This is a genomic window from Pseudocitrobacter faecalis (genome assembly GCF_965231525.1).
Classification (GTDB): domain Bacteria; phylum Pseudomonadota; class Gammaproteobacteria; order Enterobacterales; family Enterobacteriaceae; genus Pseudocitrobacter; species Pseudocitrobacter faecalis.
Genome location: NZ_CBDDNJ010000002.1, coordinates 582,586 through 603,374 on the forward strand (window position 1 = coordinate 582,586; position 20,789 = coordinate 603,374).

At 56.7% G+C, this 20,789-nt stretch carries 19 protein-coding genes; 9 read left to right on the forward strand and 10 right to left on the reverse strand.

The genetic code is table 11. The features are described from left to right. The first annotated feature begins 22 nt into the window (after positions 1-22). The gene (gene rpoS / locus ACOXYR_RS03405) at positions 23-1,015 is read left to right on the forward strand and encodes an RNA polymerase sigma factor RpoS (RefSeq protein ID WP_015963258.1); all 993 of its coding nucleotides are present in this window, start codon (positions 23-25) and stop codon (positions 1,013-1,015) included. 64 nt (positions 1,016-1,079) lie between these two features. On the opposite strand, the gene ACOXYR_RS03410 is transcribed toward rpoS, so the two are convergent. After that, positions 1,080-1,484: a MarR family winged helix-turn-helix transcriptional regulator gene (locus ACOXYR_RS03410; protein ID WP_189623953.1), complete on the reverse strand. Its 405-nt coding sequence runs from the start codon at positions 1,482-1,484 to the stop codon at positions 1,080-1,082. 171 nt (positions 1,485-1,655) lie between these two features. Here ACOXYR_RS03410 and ACOXYR_RS03415 point away from each other — a divergent pair, with 171 nt between their 5' ends. Genes ACOXYR_RS03415 through ACOXYR_RS03425 form a run of 3 tightly spaced genes read left to right on the forward strand, consistent with a single transcriptional unit; the run spans position 1,656 to position 3,923 of the window. Beyond that, entirely contained in the window at positions 1,656-2,249 is a 594-nt protein-coding gene (locus tag ACOXYR_RS03415; RefSeq protein ID WP_421356370.1) for a non-oxidative hydroxyarylic acid decarboxylases subunit B, read from the forward strand. Beyond that, positions 2,249-3,676 (forward strand): non-oxidative hydroxyarylic acid decarboxylases subunit C, encoded by a 1,428-nt coding sequence (locus ACOXYR_RS03420; protein ID WP_113857687.1) that lies wholly within the window; start codon positions 2,249-2,251, stop codon positions 3,674-3,676. The genes ACOXYR_RS03415 and ACOXYR_RS03420 overlap by 1 nt, the downstream gene beginning before the upstream one ends. A gap of 10 nt (positions 3,677-3,686) precedes the next feature. Continuing rightward, positions 3,687-3,923, forward strand: coding sequence for a non-oxidative hydroxyarylic acid decarboxylases subunit D (locus ACOXYR_RS03425; RefSeq protein WP_189623954.1), 237 nt, complete (start codon positions 3,687-3,689; stop codon positions 3,921-3,923). Positions 3,924-3,998: 75 nt separating this feature from the next. Here the strand turns inward: ACOXYR_RS03425 and mutS are convergent, their stop codons facing one another. Continuing rightward, entirely contained in the window at positions 3,999-6,560 is a 2,562-nt protein-coding gene (mutS, locus tag ACOXYR_RS03430; RefSeq protein ID WP_421356371.1) for a DNA mismatch repair protein MutS, read from the reverse strand. Positions 6,561-6,844: 284 nt separating this feature from the next. On the opposite strand from mutS, the gene ACOXYR_RS03435 reads away from it, so the two are divergent. Continuing rightward, entirely contained in the window at positions 6,845-7,198 is a 354-nt protein-coding gene (locus ACOXYR_RS03435) for a nitrous oxide-stimulated promoter family protein (protein WP_108476387.1), read from the forward strand. On the opposite strand, the gene ACOXYR_RS03440 is transcribed toward ACOXYR_RS03435, so the two are convergent. The 8 genes from ACOXYR_RS03440 to hypA all read right to left on the reverse strand — a co-directional run bounded on the left by ACOXYR_RS03440 (position 7,199) and on the right by hypA (position 16,653). Further along, entirely contained in the window at positions 7,199-8,074 is an 876-nt protein-coding gene (locus ACOXYR_RS03440) for a [formate-C-acetyltransferase]-activating enzyme (protein ID WP_421356372.1), read from the reverse strand. Beyond that, complete coding sequence (locus ACOXYR_RS03445; protein ID WP_421356373.1) at positions 8,040-10,337, reverse strand: formate C-acetyltransferase; 2,298 nt, start codon at positions 10,335-10,337, stop codon at positions 8,040-8,042. The genes ACOXYR_RS03440 and ACOXYR_RS03445 overlap by 35 nt, the downstream gene beginning before the upstream one ends. A gap of 179 nt (positions 10,338-10,516) precedes the next feature. Next, positions 10,517-12,598, reverse strand: coding sequence for a formate hydrogenlyase transcriptional activator FlhA (gene flhA, locus ACOXYR_RS03450; RefSeq protein WP_113857679.1), 2,082 nt, complete (start codon positions 12,596-12,598; stop codon positions 10,517-10,519). A gap of 437 nt (positions 12,599-13,035) precedes the next feature. Beyond that, complete coding sequence (gene hypE / locus ACOXYR_RS03455; RefSeq protein ID WP_421356566.1) at positions 13,036-14,046, reverse strand: hydrogenase expression/formation protein HypE; 1,011 nt, start codon at positions 14,044-14,046, stop codon at positions 13,036-13,038. Then, a complete protein-coding gene (gene hypD / locus ACOXYR_RS03460) occupies positions 14,043-15,164 on the reverse strand; it encodes a hydrogenase formation protein HypD (protein ID WP_108476392.1) in 1,122 nt (373 codons plus the stop codon). Before hypD ends, hypE begins: the two co-directional genes overlap by 4 nt. Continuing rightward, positions 15,164-15,436, reverse strand: coding sequence for a HypC/HybG/HupF family hydrogenase formation chaperone (locus ACOXYR_RS03465; RefSeq protein ID WP_108476393.1), 273 nt, complete (start codon positions 15,434-15,436; stop codon positions 15,164-15,166). Before ACOXYR_RS03465 ends, hypD begins: the two co-directional genes overlap by 1 nt. Then, complete coding sequence (gene hypB / locus ACOXYR_RS03470; RefSeq protein WP_113857677.1) at positions 15,427-16,299, reverse strand: hydrogenase nickel incorporation protein HypB; 873 nt, start codon at positions 16,297-16,299, stop codon at positions 15,427-15,429. The genes ACOXYR_RS03465 and hypB overlap by 10 nt, the downstream gene beginning before the upstream one ends. Positions 16,300-16,302: 3 nt before the next feature. Further along, positions 16,303-16,653 (reverse strand): hydrogenase maturation nickel metallochaperone HypA, encoded by a 351-nt coding sequence (gene hypA, locus ACOXYR_RS03475; RefSeq protein WP_108476395.1) that lies wholly within the window; start codon positions 16,651-16,653, stop codon positions 16,303-16,305. Between the two features lie 213 nt (positions 16,654-16,866). Between hypA and hycA the strand changes: the two genes are divergently transcribed. The 4 genes from hycA to ACOXYR_RS03495 all read left to right on the forward strand — a co-directional run bounded on the left by hycA (position 16,867) and on the right by ACOXYR_RS03495 (position 20,778). After that, positions 16,867-17,334 carry a formate hydrogenlyase regulator HycA gene (hycA, locus tag ACOXYR_RS03480; RefSeq protein WP_149463431.1) on the forward strand — a complete coding sequence of 156 codons (468 nt, stop codon included), beginning with the start codon at positions 16,867-16,869 and terminating at the stop codon, positions 17,332-17,334. Between the two features lie 83 nt (positions 17,335-17,417). Continuing rightward, positions 17,418-18,029, forward strand: a complete 612-nt coding sequence (locus ACOXYR_RS03485; protein ID WP_350437194.1) for a 4Fe-4S dicluster domain-containing protein — start codon at positions 17,418-17,420, stop codon at positions 18,027-18,029. Then, positions 18,026-19,852, forward strand: coding sequence for a formate hydrogenlyase subunit 3 (gene hycC / locus ACOXYR_RS03490; protein ID WP_421356567.1), 1,827 nt, complete (start codon positions 18,026-18,028; stop codon positions 19,850-19,852). Before ACOXYR_RS03485 ends, hycC begins: the two co-directional genes overlap by 4 nt. A gap of 2 nt (positions 19,853-19,854) precedes the next feature. Beyond that, positions 19,855-20,778, forward strand: a complete 924-nt coding sequence (locus ACOXYR_RS03495) for a respiratory chain complex I subunit 1 family protein (protein ID WP_113857674.1) — start codon at positions 19,855-19,857, stop codon at positions 20,776-20,778. Positions 20,779-20,789 lie beyond the last annotated feature (11 nt).

A 20,789-nucleotide genomic window follows, 5' to 3' on the forward strand; every position in this document is an offset into this window, starting at 1 on the left:
GATCACGGGTAGGAGCCACCTTATGAGTCAGAATACGCTGAAAGTTCATGATTTAAATGAAGACGCGGAATTTGATGAGAACGGAGCAGAGGTTTTCGATGAGAAAGCCTTAGTAGAAGAGGAACCCAGTGATAACGACCTGGCTGAGGAAGAGCTGTTATCGCAGGGGGCCACACAGCGTGTGCTGGACGCGACTCAGCTTTACCTTGGAGAGATCGGTTATTCTCCACTGTTAACAGCCGAAGAAGAAGTCTATTTTGCACGTCGTGCATTGCGTGGAGACGTCGCCTCCCGTCGCAGAATGATCGAGAGTAACCTGCGTCTGGTGGTAAAAATTGCTCGCCGTTATGGCAATCGTGGTCTGGCACTGCTGGATCTCATTGAAGAGGGCAATTTGGGGCTTATCCGCGCCGTTGAGAAGTTTGACCCGGAACGCGGGTTTCGCTTTTCAACCTACGCGACCTGGTGGATCCGCCAGACGATTGAACGGGCAATTATGAACCAAACCCGTACCATTCGTTTGCCGATTCACATCGTCAAAGAGCTGAACGTCTATCTGCGTACGGCGCGTGAGTTGTCCCATAAACTGGACCACGAGCCAAGTGCGGAAGAGATTGCCGAACAGCTGGATAAACCGGTTGATGACGTGAGCCGTATGCTGCGTCTCAACGAGCGCATTACCTCAGTCGACACGCCGCTGGGCGGCGATTCTGAAAAAGCGCTGCTGGACATCCTGGCCGATGAAAAGGAAAACGGCCCGGAAGACACCACGCAGGACGATGATATGAAACAGAGCATCGTCAAATGGCTGTTCGAACTGAACGCCAAACAGCGTGAAGTGCTGGCTCGTCGTTTTGGTTTACTGGGGTATGAAGCTGCAACGCTTGAGGATGTGGGCCGCGAAATTGGCCTGACTCGTGAACGCGTTCGTCAGATTCAGGTTGAAGGTCTTCGTCGTCTGCGTGAAATTTTGCAGACGCAGGGGCTGAATATCGAAGCGCTGTTCCGCGAGTAAGTGAACATTCGTCAAAAAGGCCGGTCGAGAGACTGGCCTTTTTCTTTTGTAGATGACGGGTTATTCACCCCATCATCTTTCTCACCAGTCGCGTGAACAGTTCGCGCTCTTCCTTACTTAATCGCCCCAAAAACTCCTCATCCACGGCGTTGCCGACGGTTTGTTTTGCGTTCAATAACGCTTCACCTTCTTCCGTGAGAAAAACAAAACGACGGCGTTTATCGGCGGGATCGTGCTCGCGGCGCACCAGATTGCGGCTTTCCATGCGGCTCAACATCTCAGCAAGCGTCGCCTTTGTGCTGACCGCCACTTCCGTTAATTCGACCTGCTCAATGCCCGGATGTTCGGCAATCGAGCGCATCACGGCGTACTGGGGCTTGGTCAGCTCTGGCAATTCTTGCTGCCAGCGCGCGGTGTGTTGCTGAAAAAGCTGGCGCAGCAGGTGAAATGCTTCGTTTCTTAACTCCATGAAAACCCCGTTGTAAAAACTTTTCCTCATGATAGCCGCTACGCGGCGTTTTTTTAATCCTTCATTTTTTAGCTCTGAGTGCGATCGTGTACGAACAATATTGTGCATAAGGCTATTCTGACGTAATTTAACTAAAACGTTCGTACACGAACAAATATATTGAGGTGAAGAATGAGACTGATAGTGGGGATGACAGGCGCAACAGGCGCACCGCTTGGCGTCGCGCTGCTAAAGGCGCTGCGTGATATGCCAGATGTTGAAACGCATCTGGTGATGTCGAAATGGGCCAAAACCACCATCGAGCTGGAAACGCCCTACAGTGCGCGTGATGTCGCCGCGTTAGCGGATTTCAGCCATAGCCCGGCGGATCAGGCGGCGACCATCTCTTCAGGCTCATTCCAGACTGACGGCATGATTGTTATCCCATGCAGCATGAAAACGCTGGCGGGGATTCGCGCCGGCTACGCCGATGGCCTGGTGGGGCGCGCGGCGGATGTGGTGCTCAAAGAGGGGCGCAAGCTGGTGCTGGTACCGCGTGAAATGCCGCTCAGCACCATTCATCTGGAAAATATGCTCGCGATGTCGCGCATGGGCGTGGCGATGGTGCCGCCTATGCCTGCTTTCTATAACCATCCGGAATCGGTGGGCGATATTGTCGATCACATCGTCGCCCGCGTGCTGGACCAATTCGGCCTGAAGTATCACAAGGCCCGCCGCTGGAAGGGGCTTCCGTCGGCACACTCATTTTCACAGGAGAATGCATAATGGCTTTTGATGATTTACGCAGCTTTTTACAGGCGCTCGACGACCAGGGGCAATTGCTGAAAATCAGCGAAGAGGTGAACGCCGAGCCGGATCTGGCCGCCGCTGCCAATGCCACCGGGCGTATTGGCGACGGCGCACCGGCGCTGTGGTTCGATAATATTCGCGGTTTTACCGATGCGCGCGTGGCGATGAACACCATCGGTTCCTGGCAGAATCACGCCATCTCCCTCGGCCTGCCGCCAAATACGCCGGTTAAAAAACAGATTGATGAGTTTATCCGCCGCTGGGATAACTTCCCGATCGCCCCGGAACGCCGCGCGGATCCCGCGTGGGCGCAGAATACCGTTGATGGCGAAGAGATTAACCTGTTCGATATCCTGCCGCTGTTTCGTTTAAACGATGGCGATGGCGGTTTCTATCTCGACAAAGCCTGCGTGGTTTCCCGCGATCCGCTTGATCCGGATAACTTCGGCAAGCAGAACGTCGGCATTTACCGTATGGAAGTGAAGGGTAAGCGTAAGCTCGGCCTGCAGCCAGTGCCGATGCACGATATCGCCCTCCATCTGCATAAAGCGGAAGAGCGTGGTGAAGATCTGCCGATTGCGATCACGCTCGGTAACGATCCGATCATCACCCTGATGGGGGCCACGCCGCTGAAATACGATCAGTCTGAGTATGAAATGGCAGGCGCGCTGCGCGAAAGCCCGTATCCGATCGCCACCGCGCCATTGACCGGTTTTGATGTGCCGTGGGGCTCGGAGGTGATCCTCGAAGGGGTCATCGAAAGCCGCAAACGTGAGATTGAAGGGCCATTCGGTGAGTTTACCGGCCACTACTCCGGCGGGCGCAATATGACCGTGGTGCGCATTGATAAAGTCTCTTATCGCAGCAAACCCATTTTTGAATCGCTCTATCTCGGGATGCCGTGGACGGAAATCGACTACCTGATGGGGCCAGCCACCTGCGTGCCGTTGTATCAGCAACTGAAAGCCGAGTTCCCGGAAGTGCAGGCGGTGAATGCCATGTACACCCATGGCCTGCTGGCAATTATCTCCACCAAAAAACGCTACGGCGGCTTTGCCCGCGCGGTGGGCCTGCGGGCGATGACCACACCGCACGGTCTGGGCTACGTGAAGATGGTGATTATGGTCGATGAAGACGTTGACCCGTTCAACCTGCCGCAGGTGATGTGGGCGCTCTCCTCGAAAGTGAACCCGGCGGGCGACCTGGTGCAACTGCCGAATATGTCCGTGCTGGAACTCGACCCTGGCTCAAGCCCGGCGGGGATCACCGACAAACTGATTATCGACGCCACCACGCCTGTCGCGCCAGACAACCGTGGTCACTACAGCCAGCCGGTGGTGGATTTACCAGAAACCAAAGCCTGGGCTGAAAAACTGACCGCTATGCTGGCCGCACGTCAATAAGGAGAAGAAGATGATTTGTCCACGTTGTGCCGATGAACAGATTGAAGTGATGGCGAAATCGCCGGTGAAAGATGTCTGGACGGTATACCAGTGCCAGCATTGCCTTTATACCTGGCGCGATACCGAACCATTACGCCGCACCCGCCGCGAACATTATCCGGAAGCGTTCCGTATGACGCAGAAAGATATTGATGACGCGCCAATGGTGCCGAGCATTCCGCCGCTGCTGACGGAAGATAAGCGTTAAACACGTAATGCCGGGTGGCGACTACGCCTTACCCGGCCTGTGTTTCCCAGGCCGGATAAGCGTAGCGCCATCAGGCTACACCAGACTCTTTAACCGATAAATCCACTCCAGCGCCTGACGCGGGGTGAGTGAATCCGGGTCGAGATTTTCCAGTGCTTCGACCGCAGGCGACGTTTCTTCCGCTACTGACAGCAAAGACATCTGGGTGCCATCGACCTGCGTCGCGGCGGCATTTGGCGAAATGCTCTCCAGCTCGCGCAGCTTCTGCCGCGCACGTTTGATCACCTCTTTAGGCACACCCGCCAGCGCCGCGACCGCCAGGCCGTAGCTTTTACTCGCCGCACCATCTTGTACGCTGTGCATAAAGGCGATGGTGTCGCCGTGCTCCAGCGCATCAAGGTGCACGTTAGCCACGCCTTCCATCTTCTCCGGTAACTGAGTCAACTCGAAGTAGTGGGTGGCAAACAGCGTTAATGCTTTGATCTTATTCGCCAGATTTTCCGCACACGCCCAGGCCAGTGACAGACCGTCGTAGGTCGATGTACCGCGGCCAATCTCGTCCATCAGAACCAGGCTGTTTTCGGTGGCGTTATGCAGAATATTAGCCGTTTCGGTCATCTCCACCATAAAGGTTGAGCGCCCGGACGCCAGGTCATCCGCCGCGCCAACGCGCGTAAAGATACGGTCAATCGGGCCAATCTCCACGCTTTGCGCAGGCACGTAGCTGCCGATGTAAGCCAACAGGGCAATCAGCGCGGTCTGACGCATGTAGGTACTCTTACCGCCCATATTCGGGCCGGTGATGATTAACATGCGACGCTGCGGTGACAGATTCAGCGGGTTGGCGATAAATGGCTCGTTCAGCACCTTTTCAACCACCGGATGGCGGCCTTCAGTGATGCGAATCCCCGGTTTGTCGATAAAGGTCGGACAGGTATAGTTCAGCGTATAGGCGCGCTCGGCAAGGTTCACCAGCACATCCAGCTCCGCCAGGGCGCTTGCGCTCTGTTGCAGATCGGCCAGATGCGGCAGCAGCAGGTCGAACAGTTCGTCGTAAAGCTGTTTTTCCAGCGCCAGCGCTTTTCCTTTCGAGGTGAGAACTTTGTCTTCGTACTCTTTCAGCTCAGGAATGATATAGCGCTCGGCATTTTTCAGCGTCTGGCGGCGAACATAGTTGATGGGGGCAAGATGGCTCTGCCCGCGACTAATCTGGATGTAATAGCCGTGTACGGCGTTAAAGCCGACTTTCAGGGTATCCAGACCGGTACGTTCGCGTTCACGAATTTCGAGGCGATCGAGGTAGTCGGTTGCGCCGTCAGCCAGCGCCCGCCACTCATCCAGCTCTTCATGATAGCCTGGCGCGATGACACCGCCGTCGCGCACCAGCACCGGAGGCGCGTCGATAATCGCGCGTTCGAGCAGTTCCCGCAGTTCGGTGAACTCGCCCATTTTTTCGCGCAGCATCTGCACCGGAGCGCTATCAACGTTTTCGAGTTGGGCGCGCAGTTCAGGCAGTTGCTGGAAGGCGTGACGCATACGAGCAAGGTCACGCGGGCGCGCGGTACGCAGCGCAAGACGCGCCAGAATACGTTCGAGATCGCCCACCTGACGCAGTACCGGTTGCAGCTCGCCGGTTGCATCCTGCAGCGCGCCGATGGTTTGCTGGCGCTCGACCAGAACTTTCGTATCCCGTACTGGCATATGCAACCAGCGTTTGAGCATACGGCTGCCCATCGGCGTGACGGTGCAATCCAGTACCGACGCCAGCGTATTTTCCACGCCTCCGCCCAGATTCTGGGTGATCTCCAGATTGCGGCGGGTGGCCGCATCCATGATGATGCTGTCCTGCTGACGCTCCATGGTGATGGAACGGATATGCGGCAGGGACGTGCGCTGGGTGTCTTTCACGTACTGCAACAGACAACCGGCGGCGCACAGGCCGCGCGGGGCGTTTTCCACACCAAAACCGATGAGATCGCGCGTACCGAATTGCAGATTAAGCTGTTGTCGCGCGGTGTCGATTTCAAATTCCCACAGCGGGCGACGGCGCAGGCCGCGACGGCCTTCAATCAGCGCCATCTCAGCAAAGTCTTCTGCATACAGCAGTTCCGCAGGATTAGTGCGTTGCAGCTCTGCCGCCATGGTTTCCCGGTCAGCCGGTTCGCTCAGGCGAAAACGCCCGGAGCTGATATCCAGCGTCGCGTAGCCGTAGCCTTTGCTGTCCTGCCAGACAGCCGCCAGAAGGTTGTCCTGGCGCTCCTGCAGTAGGGCTTCATCGCTGATGGTGCCCGGCGTGACGATGCGCACAACCTTGCGTTCGACCGGGCCTTTACTGGTTGCCGGGTCGCCAATCTGTTCGCAAATAGCAACGGATTCGCCCTGATTCACCAGCTTCGCGAGATAGTTTTCCACGGCGTGATGCGGAATGCCCGCCATCGGAATCGGTTCGCCTGCAGAAGCGCCGCGTTTGGTAAGCGAAATATCCAGCAGTTGCGATGCGCGTTTGGCGTCATCGTAGAACAGCTCGTAAAAGTCGCCCATACGGTAGAACAGCAGAATTTCCGGATGCTGGGCTTTCAGCTTGAGATACTGCTGCATCATCGGCGTGTGGGCGTCAAGGTTATCAATCGTACTCATCGAATTCGTTATTCCATTCTCTTTACTTTTAATGCGTTAGTGAGAATTTCGCATCTCATGCGCGACCACGAAAGTGAACAGGTTCGCGTCAACGCCGCCGATGAAATTCAGCTTATTGGAGGGGGCGATTGTACCATCAATACGATGTTGATTTAACAATCTGCGCGGTTGTGCGTTGCGCCTTCCAATTGTGGTTTAAGATCGGTTTCCTGTGACAAGGTGACAGTAATGCATTCACAGCTTGTAAGGTGTATTATCTATGCAACTTATTTAGGGGGGCGGGGATGTCAGGCAAACGCATTGAACGAGAAAAACAGACTATCCGTTGCATGATTTCGCTTTATCAGCGGCAATGCCCGGATGCACAAGCTGATGAGGAACACTATCAGGCGCTGAACCGTTATGCCGATAAACGCCTCGACAAATGCGTATTCGGTGAAGAAAAGCCGGCCTGCAAACAGTGCCCGGTGCACTGTTATCAGCCGGCGAAGCGCGAAGAGATGAAGCAGATTATGCGCTGGGCCGGGCCACGAATGCTCTGGCGTCATCCGATTCTCACCGTCCGCCATCTGATTGATGACAAACGCCCTGTACCGGAACTGCCTGAAAAATATCGCAAGAAACCCAGTACGAAATAGTTATCCGCCCATCACCACCCGATAGCCAGCGCGTTCCACTTTTTCCCGCAGCGGGGCGATATCCTGCTCCGCGGGGGCGGGGATGCCTGCCATCTGCCAGACTTTATCGAGCTGGTGGTATTTGGGTTCACCATACTGATGGAACGGTAACAGATGCACTTCCGCGACGGGAAGCGGGGCGAGAAACGCCAGGATTTGCGCCACATTTTCGTCGGTTAACGTAAAACCGGGGATCAGCGGTAAACGCGGCGTCACCCGAATGCCTTCCTTCAACAGTCGCTCAAAATTATCCAGCACGCGCGGTTGATTGATATTCAGCACCTCGCGGGCGCGTTCGGCATCCATGATTTTGAGATCAAACAACACCTCATCACAGGCTTGAGCCAGCGGCAGCAAACGGCTGAATGCGGTATCGCCTGCGGTTTCAATCGCGGTGCGAATGCCTAACTGACGCAATCGCTGTAAAAAGCGCGTCGCAAATTCTGCCTGCATCAATACTTCTCCACCGGACAGCGTGACACCGCCGCCTGACGCGCGAAAGAAGATTTCATCTTTCAACACGTCACGCTCAAGCTGTTCCAGCGTGACGTCGCGGCCAATATGTTCCCATGCGCCAGACGGGCACTCATCCGCATCCTGGCGACAGCGAACGCAGCGCAGGCATTTACTCTCGCGGCGCACGGTTTCGATTCTGGGCGACAGGGATTCCGGGTTGGCGCACCACGGGCAGCGATGCGGGCAGCCTTTAAAAAAGACCACCGTGCGGATGCCCTGACCGTCGTTCAACGAATAGCGCTGGATATTGAAGATGCGCGCCTTATCGGCGCGCATTTCAGTGACCTCACAGCTGATGCGCGGTGCGGCGGATGATGTCATCCTGAATCTCCTTCGACAGCTCAACAAAGAAGGCGCTGTATCCGGCCACGCGCACCACCAGCCCGGCAAAATCCTGCGGGCGCTGCTGGGCTTCACGCAACATATCGGCGTTGACCACGTTGAACTGCACGTGCTGCAACTTCAGTTTGGTGAAGGCGAGAAGGAAATCAGAAAGTTTGCTGAGGCCGCTTTCGCCTTCCAGCGTCGCCGGGGTGAATTTCACATTCAGCAGCGTCCCGTTCGATAGCAAATAGTTATCCAGTTTACTCACCGATTTCAGCACCGCCGTTGGCCCCTGACAATCCTGGCCCAACATGGGTGACAATCCGCCATCCGCCAGTTGCTCTCCGGCAAAACGGCCATCCGGCGTTGCGCCAACGACTGAACCCAGCGGCACGTGTGCGGAAACCGTATAGGAACCCGGTGTAAACTGACCGCCGCGCGGGTTGCGGTATTTTTCCACCTCTTTGCAGTAAAAACGCAGCAAATCGGCGCTGATATTGTCCACTTTATCAATATCGTTGCCGTATTTATCGAAACGGTTAATCAGGCGTGCGCGAACTTCTTTCCCTTCTGGTGTTTCGAAGTTGGCTTTCAGCACCGCCAGCAGTTCATCGAAGCTCATGCGTTGCTGGTCAAATACCATGCCTTTTAACGCGTGCAGCGAATCGCTCAGGTTGGCGATACCGATGCCCTGCACGCCGGAGAAGTTGTAGCGCGCACCGCCTTCAGTGATATCTTTGCCATTGACCATGCAGTCGCTGATAAACGATGAAAGCAGCGGCACAGGAGCCCAGTCGCGATGACCGATATCGCAAATATTGCTGCCTTCAACCATTAACTTGATGTAATGGCGGATCTTGTCGCGGATCTGCGCCTGCAAGCCCTCCCAGTCGATATCCGGATTGCCCTCATTTTCATGCAGCACGATTTCCATCACCTTCAACAGGTTAAACATGGCGATATCGTGCAGCCCGTAGGTGCGCCCTGGGATCGACAGCTCAACGCAGCCGACCACCGCGTAATCGCGCGCATCTTCCAGCGACACGCCACGGTTTAAAAACGCCGGAACCACCACTTCATCGTTAAAAATTTGCGGAATGCCGGTACCAAGGCGAATGGTCTCGGCGGTTTTACGCAGGAACGGGCGATCGATCAGTTCATTGATGCGCACGCCAAGGTTTGGCTGTGGCAGGCGCACGCTCTGGTAAGCATCCAGACACATAAACGAAAGGGCGTTAACGGCGCTGCGGCCATTCTCGGTTAAACCACCGAGCAGTGCGGTATAGCCCGTCGGGAAACCAGCAAAATAGCGGGCGCTGCTGGTGGAACGTAGCAGCACGATGTCGTTACATTTCACCCACAGGGATTCCAGCAATTCGCGCAGCGTTTGCGCGTCAACGCCACGGTTGAGCGACGCCTGCCAGAAGGGCAGCATGTACTGATCGAAACGGCCCAGGGAAATGGAACTGGCGTTAGATTCGTATTGCAGAATGATGTTCATATACCAGAACAACTGACACGCCTGATGGAAATCTTCCGGGCGCTGTTCGGCGTTATGGCGTGATGTCGCAGCGATAGAGAGCAGTTCCTGACGGCGCATGGCATCCGGGCACGCTGCGGCCAGCGATTCGGCCAGTTCGGCATAGCGCAGGATATGACGCTGCGCGGCCTCCAGCACAATCAATACCGCGGCATAAAAATGATTTTCGGGCTGCCCATCGCAGTGCGTTTTCATCTCTGAAACCAGCGCGGCGAGGCCGTTATTCAGCAAGCGCGGGTAGTCGATAATGATATGACCCTGGCCTTTATCGGTCTGGTTAACGCTGAAAATCTGCGTACCAACAGCGGCTTTCACGTCATCGGTCATCTGGGCGTTAATGAAATCTTTCATCGACCGTTTTTCCCAGTACGGGAAAAGTTCTTCGCGATAGCAACGCTTGTCGTCGTCGCTGATGGCAAACCGATCCTGCGGACGCGTCGGGAACTGATCCAGCTCTTTGAGCAACCAGTAAGGATCCATTTCCGGTGACATAATCCCGGCGCGCGGCTTAATCGTTCGATTGCCCGCGATCAGTTCATCATCGCGAATGCTGATGGCGACATTGTCCAGAATGTGCGCGGTGGCTTTGGCGCGGCGAATCATCACCGGCTCGCCTTCTGTCTGGCGATGGCTTTCGGTGTAGAGCAGGGCGCGCTCAAGAGAGATTTCACGCGGGTGAGCGAAAAGGGCGTCTTTCAGGCGTTCAATGCGATGGGTCATGTGGGTTGCTCCTCAGAACAGGTGATGCGTCTAAGGTAGGCAAATCAGGGGGGCGAAGACAGGAGACAATCTGGCGAAATACTGGATTATTGTACGCAGATTTTGAAAGTGAGATCTCTGTTTTGTCCTGTATTAAAAACAACAGCGCCATTGATTTGGCGCTGTGTATGTTTGCGTGTTTAGGGGAGCAGAGCGTCTTTATCAATGCCCAAACGCTTCATGCGCGACAGCAGCGTGGTGCGTTTCAGCCCCAGTCGTTGCGCCGCACCTTTTGGCCCAGCGACGACGCCGTTGGTCTCTTTCAGCACGCGGGTGATTAGCTGGAATTCATCTTCCCCGTCCATAGCGCAGGTCGCCGCAGGCGCGGTGGGTTCATCCGGGGTGATGGTTACTTCCGGCAGCGAAAGTTGCAGCACGCTGCCGCGCGTCAGCAGTACGGCGCGTTCAATCACGTTTTCCAGCTCTCGCACGTTACCCGGCCACTCCATACGTTCCAGGGTGCGCAGAGTTTCCGCCGGAATGCTGTCGATATTGCGCCCCAGACGGCGGGCGATTTTAAAGGTGAAGGCTTTCACCAGCAGCGGAATATCTTCCGGGCGCTCGCGCAGCGGCGGCAGGTGGATCGGGAAGACGTTCAGGCGATAGTAGAGATCGCTACGGAATTCGCGATCGGTCACCATCTGTTTCAGATCGCGATTGGTGGCGGCGATCAGACGCACATCGGTGCGGATCAATTTATTGCTGCCGAGACGCTCAAACTCCTGCTCCTGTAATACGCGCAGCAGTTTTGGCTGAAGTTCCAGCGGCATGTCGCCGACTTCATCAAGGAACAGCGAGCTTTTATCGGCCAGTTCAAATCGGCCAATGCGTTGCGTATTCGCCCCGGTAAACGCACCGCGCTCGTGGCCAAAGAGATCGCTTTCCAGCAGACCGGCAGGCATGGCGGCGCAATTCATTTTCACCATCCGGCGACCGTTACGGTTGCTGAGGTTGTGGATCGCGCGGGCAATCAGCTCTTTCCCGGTGCCGGTTTCCCCGAGGATCAGCACCGTGCTGTCGCTTTGTGCCACCATCTCAACCTGCTTAAGCACGCTGTACATGGCTTCGCTGCGACCAATGATTTCGCCGAACTCGCTTTCAACGTTGTTAAGCTGCTCGGTTAGCGCCAGGTTCTCATCCACCAGCCGCTCTTTCAGTCGATGAATTTCCTGATAGGCGAGAGCGTTATCTACCGCGATGGCCACGCGTTCGGCAATCTGACGCAATAGCTTAAGGTTGGTGGCGGTAAAGACTTTTTCATCGCACTGGGCAAGTTTCAGCACACCCAGCATGGTATTACCCGACATCAGCGGCAGCAGGCACAGAGTCTGGATCTGGTTATCCCACATGTCGAACAGCATGCGTTCATAGGGCGCGAGATTATCCTGCTCACGCAGGTTGAGCATCAGCATCTCTTTGCTTTTGAATACGCGCTCGGTCAGCGTACCGGCTTCACTCACTTCGCTCTGATCGTGAACCGGATCGTTCACATCCAGATAGTGTGTGGAGTAAATGTTCAGTTTGCCCTTGCGATTGCTGCGCAGCACGATGCTGATGGCGTCGATGCGAAAGTAGTAGTGGATCTCTTTGGCTACCGCACTCACCAGGTCATCCATATCCAGACGCGAGAGGACGGCGTTGGTAATGGCAACCAGAATGCGGAAGTTATCGCGCTCATGGCACAGCAAATCGTAATCGACATTGTTGGTGACCCGAGTCTGAATTTGCTCGGTGACCACGGCGACTATCTGGGTGAAAGTTTGCAGCCGTTGGTACTCTTTTTCCGTCCATGGCTGGTCGGTGTCGCGAATAAATTCGCAGCCGCCGAAAATACGACCCTCTGCGGCGAGTGGCAACAGGCTGTAATGACCAAAAGGCGTATAGAGTTCGCTTGCGGCGAGCTGCGGCCAGGTTTCGCTGAATTCGTGATAGTCGCAGTGCAGGGCGTCCGGGCGCGAAAGCAGCCGACGCACCGGGCCGTTCGCCAGCAGGTTGTCGTCGTCCCAGGCAATGGGTTTCCCTGCTTCATGCGTCGCATGATAGCTGGCGCGGTGATTGCCCGCCTGCAGCAGTACGATGGCTGCCCGATCTGCCAGTGCAGATTGCTTTACCAGCCGCGTTAGCGTTTCGCTAAGCGCCGCCAGATCGGGTTGTTGCAGAAGTGTCCGGGTGATATCGAACAGCCCTTGCTGACCGAGATCGCCCATCGGTGTATACGACATTGATTAGCCCACAAACGTACCGTGAGGGTACGGAAAAAGAAAAAAGAGTAATGGCAGGGCGGAACCTGCTTTTTTGTCGGGTGGCGCAGTGCTTACCCGACCTATAAAGACCAAACCATCATGCCGGTGCATGGTGTCGGGGGCGCTTCGCTTACCCGACCTACAACGACCAAACCGTCATGCCGGTGCATGGTGTCGGGTGCGCTTCGCTTACCCGACCTACAACGGCCAAACTGTCATGCCGGTGCATGGTGTCGGGTGCGCTTCGCTTACCCGACCTACAACGACCAAACCGTCATGCCGGTGCATGGTGTCGGGTGCGCTTCGCTTACCCGACCTACAACGGCCAAACCATCATGTCCGACGAACGGTGCCGTGTGCCGCTGTGCTTACCCGTAGGCCGGGCAAGCGTAGCGCCCCCGGCATAATATTGGCACTCAGCAAATCCGCGGCAGCGGCTCGGCGTGCGGAAGATCGAGCGTGCGTTTTACGCCATACAGCCCGGCGACGCGTACGCCTTTGCGTTCGGTCACTTCGCCAATGATCGCCGCATCGCGCCCCAGTGGATGCGCACGCAGCGCTTCCAGTACGGCTTCCGCCGCATCGCGCGCCACACCGATCACCAGTTTGCCTTCGTTGGCAAAGTTAAGCGCATCCAGCCCCAGCAGTTCACACACGCCGCGCACCGCCTCTTTCAGCGGCAGTTTCTGCTCGTGCAGTTCAATACCGAAACCGCTGGTGGCGGCATACTCATGCGCCACGGCGTTCACGCCGCCACGGGTGGCATCGCGCAGGGCCTTCACGCCAGGAATATGACGCAGCGCCTGAATCAGTGGTGTCAGTACCGCACAGTCGCTTGCCAGTTCGCCATCCAGCCCCATCTGCTCGCGAAGGTTAAGAATAGTCGCTCCGTGGTCGCCCAGGGTACCGCTCACCAATAATTGGTCGCCCGGCTGCAATTGCGCCGCCCCCCAGTGAATATCCGCCGGAATAGCCCCCATACCGGCGGTATTGATAAACAGTTTATCTGCCGCGCCGCGCGGCACCACTTTGGTATCGCCGGTCACAATAGCGATATCCGCCGCTTTCGCCGTCGCCGCCATGCTGTTCACCACCGCTTCCAGCGTCTCCATCGGTAGCCCTTCTTCGAGGATAAAGCCGCAGGAGAGGAAGCGTGGGATCGCACCGCTGACCGCGACATCATTCGCCGTGCCGCATACCGCGAGTTTGCCGATGTTGCCGCCGGGGAAGAAGAGCGGGTCGATAACGTAGCTGTCGGTGGAAAAGGCCAGACGGTCGCCCTGCGCGGTCAATGTTGCCAGCGAAAGGCGCGCCTGATCTTCCTGCTCCGCCAGCCACGGGTTGGCGAATGCCTGCATAAACAGGTCGCCAATCAACTGCTGCATTGCCTGGCCGCCACTGCCGTGAGCAAGCTGAATACTTTTCATGCTTCTGATTCCTGACTGCGGTATTGATACCAGGCGGCGCAGGCTCCCTCGGAGGAAACCATCAGTGCGCCGAAGGCACTTTGTGGATTACAGGTGTTGCCGAAAAGCGGGCATTGATGCGGTTTGCAGCGCCCGGTTAGCACGTCGCCGCAGCGCGCGCGCGGGTCATCACTTACATTTTGCGGCGCAGGTTTGAAGTGCGCTTCTGCATCAAAGGATTGATATTTTTCGGTTAACTGCACGCCAGAGTCATTGATAAGCCCCAGACCGCGCCATTCGCTATCGCCTTTCACGGTAAACACATCGGCGATAGCCACCTGTGCCAGCCGGTTGCCTTCATCGGGCACGACCCGGCGGTATTGATTCTCTACCTGAATGTTATCCGCTATTTTCTGCTCAACCAGCATGTTCACGCCTTGCAGTAGATCAATCGGTTCGAATCCAGCGACCACTAATGGACGATGAAAATCGCTGGCGATAAACCCGTAGGCGTCGGTGCCGATGACCATACTGACGTGGCCCGGCGCGAGGAACGCGTCGATGCCGTTGTCCGGTTGCTCAAGCAGGCTACGCAGCGTAGGAATGAGCGTGATGTGCTGACAGAAAAAGAAGAAGTTATCGATTTGCTGGATACGCGCCTGTTGCAGCGTAATGGCGGTCGCCGGCATGGTGGTTTCGAAGCCGAGGCCAAAGAACACTACTTTGCGATCCGGGTTCTGCTGTGCCAGTTTCAACGCGTCCATCGGCGAATAGATAATGCGCACGTCCGCGCCGCGCGATTTCGCCTGCATCAGCGAGCCATTTTTCCCCGGCACGCGCATCGCATCGCCAAAGGTGCAGAAAATCACTTCCGGATGGCTGGCGATTTCAATACAGCTATCAATGCGCCCCATCGGCAGCACGCATACCGGGCAGCCCGGCCCGTGGATAAACTCAATGTTATCCGGCAGAAGCTGGTCGAGCCCGAACTTGAAAATGGCGTGGGTGTGGCCGCCACACACTTCCATAATGCGCAGCGGACGAGCGGCGGTGTAGTTCAGAAGCGCCGCACGAGATTTCAGGTGCGCGATAAGCTGCATCACCTGCTCAGGTGCGCGATATTCATCAACGAAACGCATCAGTGCTCCTCGCCATACAGCAGCGCGCCGACGTCCGGCTCGACTTCAAACATGTTGTGTAGCGCCGCGAGCGTGTCGCGGGCTTCTTCTTCATTAATCACGCTCATGGCGAAACCGACGTGCACCAGCACCCACTGGCCGATGCGCGACTGGCCCTGTTCATCCACTGCGCCAACCAGCGTCAAGTCAACGTCGCGCTTTACGCCGCTGACTTCCACTTTCGCCTGCACGCCATCAATGGCGCAGATTTGCCCCGGAATGCCTATGCACATCGCTGTGCCTCCAGCCAGTTTAGCCAGGTGTCCATGCCTTCGCCGCTGGTGGCGGAAATCAGCAGCACTTCAATGTTCGGATTCACTTCACGGGCGTAAGCGATGCACTTTTCAACGTCGAAGTTGAGGTACGGCAACAGGTCAACTTTATTGAGCAGCATGATAGACGCGGCGGCAAACATATGCGGATATTTGAGCGGTTTGTCTTCGCCTTCAGTAACCGACAGTACGGCGACTTTGTGTTTTTCACCCAGATCAAAACTTGCCGGGCACACCAGATTACCAACGTTTTCGATAAACAGAATGCCGTGATTATCCAGCGGCAGGCGCGGCGCGGCGTCGGCAATCATCTGCGCGTCGAGGTGGCAACCTTTCCCGGTGTTGACCTGAATGGCTGGGGTGCCGGTGGCGCGAATACGGGCGGCATCGTTCACCGTTTGCTGATCGCCTTCAATAACGGCGCAAGGCACCTTGTCTTTCAGGCGCATCAGGGTTTCGGTGAGCAGAGTGGTTTTACCGGAGCCAGGGCTGGATACCAGGTTCAGCACTAACAGTTCACGGGCGGCAAAGCGAGCGCGGTTACGCGCGGCGAGCTGGTTGTTTTTGTCCAGCACGTCAATTTCGACTTCCAGCATGCGACGCTGGCTCATGCCCGGCGCGTGGGTTCCCGCTTCGCCGTGACCGTAATGCAGGTCGCCGTTGTCGGCGCGCGTTGGTTCGAATTGCTGGGTTTTCACGCCCGTAATGGTCATTGCTGGCCGTGCAGCAGAGGCGAAAGGCGCACTGCGAAACGGCGAGTGCGGGTTATGTTCGTCTCCCTCTATATAGAGGTTACCTTCTCCACAACCACAGGTGGTACACATAGCTTACTCCTGGTCTATTTCAATTCGCTGAATCTGTAAACCGTCATCCGCCACAATGTGCAGGTCGTTACTTTGGCATTGCGGGCAGCGGCGCACGTGAACGGAGAGTAACTGAACATATTGCTGGCACTTTTCGCACCAGCACTCCGCCTCTTGTTCTTCGACGTGTAATTTACATCCTTCAGCTAACGTGCCGCGGCATACCAGATCAAAACAAAAGGTCATTGCGCTGGTTTCGACGCAGGAAAATGCGCCAACTTTGAGCCAGACCCCGGTTACGCGTTTCGCGCCGTGCTGGGTGGCCTGCTGTTCGACGATTTCCAGCGCCCGCTGGCAGAGCGTAATTTCGTGCATAACGCCTCCGAGATTTCATTGACCCGGTTAATGCAATAACGATGCCAGAGATGAGAACTGATGCATTTGTACTGTCGATGACAGTGTCAAACTGACGAAATGACATGTCGCTATTTAGCATGTGGATATTTAAATTCCTTATCTATCAATGAATTAAAAACTGGCATGGAACGTGCTTATCAGTGTGAGTCTCTATCAACCGGGTAACCTGACATGACAATTTGGGAAATTAGCGAAAAAGCTGACTTCATCGCCGATCGACACCATCGCCAACAGGAACAGTGGCGTATTTACTGCAACTCGCTGGTTCAGGGGATCACGCTCTCGAAAGCGCGCCTGCATCACGCGGTGAACTGCGCACCGGATAAGGACCTCAGCTTTGTACTGTTCGAACACTTCGTGCTCTCCGTAAGCCTGGTCGGCGGCTTCAATAGCCACACCATCGAATACACCGTCGAAACGCGCGATGGACAAGACAAAAAATGTATTGCCCGCGCGGAGTTAAACGCCGACGGCACCGTGGATAACGGCGTCAAATGCCGCGACCGCGAGCAGGTACTGGAACACTATCTGGAAAAAATCGCCCCGGTTTATGACGCCCTGTATGCCGCGCTGGAAAGCGACAGCCCGGTGACGTTCAACCCGCTGGCGCAAAGCGCGAATACGGCCAAAGTGGCCTGAAATACCGGTGTGTCGACAGGTGTCGAAATGACACTTGCTCTGCATGATTTCGTCAAAAATGACTGTCACCTGAGGAAGACCTGGTGAACCGTTTTGTAATTGCTGACTCAAGCGTCTGTATTGGCTGCCGCACCTGCGAAGCCGCCTGTTCCGAGACGCATCGCCAGCATGGATTGCAGTCCATGCCGCGTCTGCGCGTAATGCGCAATGAAAAAGAATCTGCCCCGCAGATGTGCCACCACTGTGAAGACGCGCCGTGCGCCACCGTTTGTCCGGTGAACGCCATCAACCGCGTCGACGGCGCGGTACAGCTCAACGAGAGCCTGTGCGTAAGCTGTAAACTGTGCGGCATCGCCTGCCCGTTTGGGGCGATTGAATTCTCTGGCAGCCGTCCGCTGGATATTCCGGCCAATGCCAATACCCCGAAAGCGCTCCCTGCGCCGCCTGCGCCTGCTCGTGTGAGCACGCTGCTCGACTGGGTGCCGGGCGTTCGCGCCATCGCTGTGAAATGCGATTTGTGCAACTTCGACGAAGAAGGCCCGGCCTGCGTACGCACCTGCCCAACTAAAGCGCTGCATCTGGTCAATAACATGGATATTGCTCGCGTCAGCAAACGCAAACGCGAACTGACCTTTAATACCGACTTCGGCGATCTGTCGCTGTTGCAGAGCATGCAGGAAGGAGAGGCGAAATGAGCGTGATGTCGTTAATTGATAGTGCAGTCGCCTGGTTTGCCGCGGCGGCGGTGCTCGCTTTTCTGCTGTCGTTCAATAAACCGCTGAGCGGCTGGGTTGCCGGTATTGGCGGCGCGGTCGGCAGTGCCTGTACGGCGCTGGCGGGGTTTAGCGTATTAACGCACACTCAGCCGATTGCCGGGGTGCTCCCGCTGGTCGGGCATCGCGTGCTGGCCACGCCGCTGAATTCCATCTGGCTGATTGCTTTTGGCCTGTGTGGTCTATTTATCAGCCTGTTTAATATTACCTGGCACCGTCATCCGCAGGCGAAAGCCAACGGTTGGCTGATGAACATTCTTATGGCTGCGGCGGTATGCGCCACAGTGGCGGATAACCTGGGGTCGATGGTTGTCATGGCGGAAATCATGGCCCTGTGTGGCGCGTTCCTGACCGGTTGCGCCACCTCCGGCAAACTGTGGTTTGCACTGGGGCGTCTGGGCACGATTCTGCTGGCGGTCGCCTGCTGGCTGCTGTGGCAGCGTTACGGCTCGCTGGAATTCTCGGTACTGAATGAACGGACTCAACTTCTGCCGCTGGGCTCGGATATCTGGGTACTCAGCGTACTGGGCTTCGGCCTGCTGGCGGGGATTATTCCGCTGCACGGTTGGGTGCCGCAGGCGCATGCCAATGCCAGCGCACCGGCTGCGGCGCTGTTCTCCGCCGTGGTGATGAAAGTCGGTTTACTCGGCATTCTGACCGTCTCGCTGATTGGCGTGAATCAACCACTGTGGTGGGGCATTGCCCTGCTGGTTTTGGGAATGATCACCGCATTTGTCGGCGGCCTTTATGCGCTGATGGAACACAATATTCAGCGTCTGCTGGCGTACCACACGCTGGAAAATATCGGCATCATTCTGCTCGGCCTTGGCGCTGGCGTCACCGGTATTGCGCTGCAACAGCCGGTGCTCGTGGCGCTGGGCTTAACCGGTGGTCTCTATCACCTGGTAAACCACAGCCTGTTTAAAACTACGCTGTTTCTCGGCGCAGGCGCGGTGTGGTATCGCACCGGGCATCGCGATATCGAAAAACTGGGCGGTATCGGCAAAAAAATGCCGGTTATCTCCATTGCCATGCTGGTTGGCCTGATGGCGATGGCTGCGCTGCCGCCGCTGAATGGCTTCGCGGGCGAATGGGTTATCTATCAATCCTTCTTCAAACTGAGCACCAGCGACCTGTTTGTTGCTCGTCTGTTAGGGCCGCTGCTGGCGGTGGGCCTCGCCATTACCGGCGCGCTGGCGGTGATGTGTATGGCGAAAGTCTATGGCGTCACCTTCCTTGGCGCGCCGCGTACCAAAGAGGCGGAAAACGCCTGCTGCGCGCCGCTGTTGATGGGCGTGAGCACCGCTGCGATGGCGCTGCTGTGTGTCGTGGGTGGCGTTGCGGCACCGTGGTTGCTGCCGCTGCTGACCTCTGCCGTGCCGCTGCCGCTGCAGACTGCGAGCACCGTGGTATCTCAGCCAATGATCACCTTGCTGCTGATTGCCTGCCCGCTGCTGCCCTTCATCATCATGCTTATCTTCAAAGGCGACCGCCTGCCGAACCGTGCACGCGGTGCGGCGTGGGTGTGTGGCTATGACCATGAACAATCGATGGTAGTGACTGCGCACGGTTTTGCTATGCCGGTGAAAGAGGCGTTTGCCGTGGTGCTGAAACTGCGCGACTGGCTGAACCCGGTGCGTCTGGTGCCAGGCTGGCAGAACGCCAGTGCACCTGCGCTGCTGCGCGGTGTGGCCTTTATTGAGCTTGCCGTGCTGGTGGTGATTGTGATTTCGCGAGGAGCCTGAGAATGACCGTTTTCTTTGCATTACTGCAGGCGCTGGTGCTGTTTGCCGCGGCGCCGCTGCTGTCCGGCATTACCCGCGTGGCCCGCGCGCGTATGCATAACCGCCGTGGGCCGGGGGTGTTGCAGGAGTATCGCGACATTATCAAACTGCTGGGCCGCCAGAGCGTCGGGCCGGATGCGTCCGGTTGGGTCTTCCGCCTGACGCCGTTTGTGATGGTGGGCGTGATGCTGACCATCGCCACCGCGTTGCCAGTGGTGACGGTGGGCTCGCTGATGCCGTCTCTGGGCGATCTTATCACCCTGATTTATCTATTTGCCATTGCCCGTTTCTTCTTTGCCATTGCGGGTCTTGATACCGGTAGTCCGTTCACCGCCATTGGCGCGAGCCGCGAAGCGATGCTCGGCGTGCTGGTGGAGCCGATTTTGCTGCTTGGCCTGTGGGTTGCCGCGCTGGTGGCAGGGTCTACGCATATCAGCAATATCGCGAACACCGTTTATCACTGGCCTGTTTCTCACACCCTGCCGCTGCTGCTGGCCCTGTGCGCCTGCGCATTTGCCACTTTTATCGAAATGGGCAAACTGCCGTTCGACCTGGCTGAAGCAGAGCAGGAATTGCAGGAAGGGCCGTTGACCGAGTACAGCGGTAGCGGATTTGCGGTGCTGAAGTGGGGCATTAGCCTGAAACAACTGGTGGTGCTGCAAATGTTCGTCGGCGTCTTTATCCCATGGGGCCAGATGACCAGCTTCAGCGTTGGCGGCCTTGTGCTGGCACTGGTGGCGGCGGTCGTCAAACTGGTGGTCGGCGTACTGGTTATCGCCCTGTTCGAAAACAGCATGGCGCGTCTGCGTTTTTGTGCCACGTCTCGCGTCACCTGGGCGGGTTTTGGTTTTGCGTTTTTAGCTTTCGTCTCCTTGCTGGCGGCGTGATTAAGAGAGTT

Excerpts from the sequence above, each read along its gene's own strand:
- hypB (WP_113857677.1), bottom strand. The coding sequence starts at position 16,299 with ATGTGTACCACCTGTGGTTGTGGAGAAGGTAACCTCTATATAGAGGGA.
- ACOXYR_RS03415 (WP_421356370.1), top strand. The coding sequence starts at position 1,656 with ATGAGACTGATAGTGGGGATGACAGGCGCAACAGGCGCACCGCTTGGC.
- hycA (WP_149463431.1), top strand. The coding sequence starts at position 16,867 with ATGACAATTTGGGAAATTAGCGAAAAAGCTGACTTCATCGCCGATCGA.
- ACOXYR_RS03410 (WP_189623953.1), bottom strand. The coding sequence starts at position 1,484 with ATGGAGTTAAGAAACGAAGCATTTCACCTGCTGCGCCAGCTTTTTCAG.
- hycC (WP_421356567.1), top strand. The coding sequence starts at position 18,026 with ATGAGCGTGATGTCGTTAATTGATAGTGCAGTCGCCTGGTTTGCCGCG.
- ACOXYR_RS03440 (WP_421356372.1), bottom strand. The coding sequence starts at position 8,074 with ATGACATCATCCGCCGCACCGCGCATCAGCTGTGAGGTCACTGAAATG.
- ACOXYR_RS03435 (WP_108476387.1), top strand. The coding sequence starts at position 6,845 with ATGTCAGGCAAACGCATTGAACGAGAAAAACAGACTATCCGTTGCATG.
- flhA (WP_113857679.1), bottom strand. The coding sequence starts at position 12,598 with ATGTCGTATACACCGATGGGCGATCTCGGTCAGCAAGGGCTGTTCGAT.
- rpoS (WP_015963258.1), top strand. The coding sequence starts at position 23 with ATGAGTCAGAATACGCTGAAAGTTCATGATTTAAATGAAGACGCGGAA.
- ACOXYR_RS03425 (WP_189623954.1), top strand. The coding sequence starts at position 3,687 with ATGATTTGTCCACGTTGTGCCGATGAACAGATTGAAGTGATGGCGAAA.
- ACOXYR_RS03445 (WP_421356373.1), bottom strand. The coding sequence starts at position 10,337 with ATGACCCATCGCATTGAACGCCTGAAAGACGCCCTTTTCGCTCACCCG.
- ACOXYR_RS03420 (WP_113857687.1), top strand. The coding sequence starts at position 2,249 with ATGGCTTTTGATGATTTACGCAGCTTTTTACAGGCGCTCGACGACCAG.
- ACOXYR_RS03465 (WP_108476393.1), bottom strand. The coding sequence starts at position 15,436 with ATGTGCATAGGCATTCCGGGGCAAATCTGCGCCATTGATGGCGTGCAG.
- mutS (WP_421356371.1), bottom strand. The coding sequence starts at position 6,560 with ATGAGTACGATTGATAACCTTGACGCCCACACGCCGATGATGCAGCAG.
- hypE (WP_421356566.1), bottom strand. The coding sequence starts at position 14,046 with ATGAAAAGTATTCAGCTTGCTCACGGCAGTGGCGGCCAGGCAATGCAG.
- hypD (WP_108476392.1), bottom strand. The coding sequence starts at position 15,164 with ATGCGTTTCGTTGATGAATATCGCGCACCTGAGCAGGTGATGCAGCTT.
- ACOXYR_RS03495 (WP_113857674.1), top strand. The coding sequence starts at position 19,855 with ATGACCGTTTTCTTTGCATTACTGCAGGCGCTGGTGCTGTTTGCCGCG.
- hypA (WP_108476395.1), bottom strand. The coding sequence starts at position 16,653 with ATGCACGAAATTACGCTCTGCCAGCGGGCGCTGGAAATCGTCGAACAG.